The 2,902-nt window shown below is 43.0% G+C and carries 5 protein-coding genes; 2 read left to right on the top strand and 3 right to left on the bottom strand.

Annotated features, from left to right (window positions below):
* Positions 1-14 precede the first annotated feature (14 nt).
* Both NG798_RS27205 and NG798_RS27200 read right to left on the bottom strand, forming a co-directional pair.
* Positions 15-1,001: a Fic family protein gene (locus NG798_RS27205; RefSeq protein WP_261226848.1), complete on the bottom strand. Its 987-nt coding sequence runs from the start codon at positions 999-1,001 to the stop codon at positions 15-17.
* A gap of 255 nt (positions 1,002-1,256) precedes the next feature.
* Positions 1,257-1,586 carry a nucleotidyltransferase domain-containing protein gene (locus NG798_RS27200; protein ID WP_261226847.1) on the bottom strand — a complete coding sequence of 110 codons (330 nt, stop codon included), beginning with the start codon at positions 1,584-1,586 and terminating at the stop codon, positions 1,257-1,259.
* On the opposite strand from NG798_RS27200, the gene NG798_RS27195 reads away from it, so the two are divergent.
* The gene (locus NG798_RS27195; RefSeq protein ID WP_261226846.1) at positions 1,566-1,844 is read left to right on the top strand and encodes a hypothetical protein; all 279 of its coding nucleotides are present in this window, start codon (positions 1,566-1,568) and stop codon (positions 1,842-1,844) included. The two genes, NG798_RS27200 and NG798_RS27195, sit on opposite strands and share 21 nt — an antisense overlap.
* Positions 1,845-2,087 carry a hypothetical protein gene (locus NG798_RS27190; protein ID WP_261226845.1) on the top strand — a complete coding sequence of 81 codons (243 nt, stop codon included), beginning with the start codon at positions 1,845-1,847 and terminating at the stop codon, positions 2,085-2,087.
* Positions 2,088-2,155: 68 nt separating this feature from the next.
* Here NG798_RS27190 and NG798_RS27185 read toward each other — a convergent pair.
* Positions 2,156-2,902, bottom strand: a 747-nt coding sequence (locus tag NG798_RS27185) for a hypothetical protein (protein ID WP_317619646.1), incomplete at its 5' end; no start/stop codon positions are given.

The following is a 2,902-nucleotide window of genomic DNA, read 5'->3' as shown; positions in this document are numbered from 1 at the left end:
CAAACTCATCTTAGTTATTCCCTCAAATAACTATCCAGAAAATCAGTAATCTCCTGATAAAAAGCTTGCCCTTTATCTCGGCTGCTGGTTGCAGTAACCACTAACCTTAAAGTTTCTACAAGCGAAGCCACAGCAGCATCACAACCCAAATCTAAAAGCTGCCCTAAATCATCTTGGTTCTGTTGTCCATAAGCCAAAGCATTAATATAATCATTGCGGATTTGGTTATTAATTACTACAATCGGATAACCGGCACGGATTAAGAGTAAATTCATTAATAGTCTAGCCGTTCGACCATTCCCATCCCGAAAAGGATGAATAGAAACAAAGCGGTAATGAGCCATCGTCGCATACTCGACTGGATGTAGTTTTAAAGCAGACTCCGAATTAAGCCATAGTACAAAATCTCCCATTAATTGGGGCAGTAAATAATGGGGAGGATAACGATAATTTGTTCCAGCGGCCATCACATCTAAAGTCCGATAACTACCGGCTTCATCTGGATTTATTTTGCGGAGAATGAGATTATGAATTTGTTTAATTTCCCACTCATTAATTGTCGTATCCTTTTGGGCTAAAGCTTCAATATAGTCGATTGCATCCTTATGGCCAACAACTTCTAAATGTTCCTCAAGAGTTTTGCCCCCCACTGTGATGCCTTTGGTTAGAACTAACTCTGTTTCACTTTGGGTTAAAGTGTTGCCTTCAATGGCATTAGAGTTATAAGTAAATCGCACATCATAGAGCTTTTTGAGTTCAGCAACGATAATGGGGGTAAAATGTCTAAAGCCATCCAACCAAGTTTTCAGCTTGTCTATTTGCTCTAATTTCAGTTGGTAATTCATCTTCATTAAATAGTGGGTGAACACAACATCTAGTGTATTTTCTTTTTGTTGAGTTAAAGCTATGAGTTGTTGAATAAATTTGTCGTACAGTTGAGAAGAAGGTATCAGTGTAGGCTTGTCCGTCGTGCGAACCGCAGATTGATGGATTTTAGTCATATTTTCCCTCTGCTGTTTAGGATGATTTTCTTTAAATGTAGAGCCAACAAAGCTAATTATATCGGATTCCACCGGCACCCCAGACAGACAGTTAATCGAACAATAGCTATCAAGGGCCAAGTATTCAAAATGCCCACAGCAAGCTTTCTGTGTTCCTAATTGAAACCGTTACCAATTTTGTACCATAACTTCTGCAAGATAAATTTTAGTAAGAAACCGTACAGTTTCATCTTTTTTCCAATAGTTTTTGCTTATCTAAGGTTCTATCACCACTCCTTCTCGTCGAATATTGCGAAATAGACCACTCCCATCTTCTTGATATTTTTGAGTAGTGGCAAACATACAGCTAATTAATACTGTATTTTCTAAACATAGATCCGCTATTAGGTAGGAAATTCTCTGGCTTTCTTCAAAATAATTAAATGGTTCTTTGAGGACGATTAAAACATCAATATCCGAGTCTTCTTCGGCATCGCCTCTGGCTTGAGAACCATAGAGAATAATTTTATCCAGTCGAGGGCCATAGATTTGCTCTAAGCCTTGCCGTGTTTGGCGGAGGATTGCTTGAAGTTGTTGTTCTGTCATAAGCTTAATTTTATCTCATCTAATGTTGATTCTCCCCCGGCTTCTTTGGCTGCCTGTAATACGAAAATTAATGGTGATTCTCCACCGGCTTCTTTGGCTGCCAGTAATACAAAAATTAATGGTGATATTCCAGCGGCTTTTCTTGCGGCCAGTGATACCAACCCCTCAATAAAAGTTCACCTACTATTGGTGGTAACAATACGATTATTAATGCTGGTGTCCCACCGGCTTGTTTTGGTGCCGATCATAAGGGAATAGATGTGGATTTTCCACTGGTTTCTTTGGGCGCCGGTGAAACGCCGAATTAATGCTGATGTTCCACCGACTTATTTTGGTGCCGGTGATGCGACAGTAAAGGCTGATTTCCCATTGGCTTCTCTGGGTGCCGGTGAGACAGAAATAAATGCTTTGGAGCCACCGGCTTGTTTTGGCGCCGGCGATAAAGGAATAGATACTGATGTCCCAGCGGCCTCTCTGGGTGCCGGTGATACGGCGAATTAATGGCAATTTAGAAATGGATAACCCATCGCAATTGTAGGGATTTTTTTTTATCTATGCTCTGCCAACAATTAAGCCAACTGTTTGCAGGCAGTCCAAGCAAATGCCTTTAAGAACCGGCGCTCCCAAATGCCTAACTTTCTCCACACCAAATTTAAATAACCATCCGTCGCCCATTCACCCGATATCCGAGCCAAGCCTTCAGCATATTCCCAGGGTTCAGAAGCAAACACCCGCATCACCCCAGCACCCCATTCAATATCCTCATCCGAGTAAGTCGGTGGAGATACCGATGGTGCCGGTGGAGCTTGATTATTGGCCATTTCTTCCAGAACTTCTGGTAGATAGATTTCAGCAAAGAACCGAGCAGTATCATCTAGTTGTGGGGGTGTTAATTTTCCTTTTAAAGCTTCTATAAGGGAAACTAACACCCTTTTCACCGGCTCAAACCCGCCCATAACACCGGCCATCTGGCTGATTCGTCCCCGTGTCACCCCCACCGCCGCTGCAACTGTGGAAGTGGTACAGGCAACACCGGCAGCCAGAGCATCCCACATAGAAGCGATCATCGCTCGTTCTCGCTGTACCCCCTTGGTTGCAGCAGCCAAACAAATATCAGCCACATCTACAAATTCAACCGTGCAGCCAGGATAAAACCGCTGTAGTTCAATGGCCACATTTTGAGGATACTGGTCAGATACCAACCAGCAGGTCTTAGGTTTATCTGATAATTGTGCGCGCAACCGGCCCACCAATTGCACAACCTCCGCCATCACCAACCTCTCCACCCACCGGCCAAAAGCACCACCAAGATGTGT

The sequence above is a fragment of the Ancylothrix sp. D3o genome (genome assembly GCF_025370775.1).
Classification (GTDB): domain Bacteria; phylum Cyanobacteriota; class Cyanobacteriia; order Cyanobacteriales; family Oscillatoriaceae; genus Ancylothrix.
This window is presented reverse-complemented; position numbering and strand designations above follow the sequence as displayed.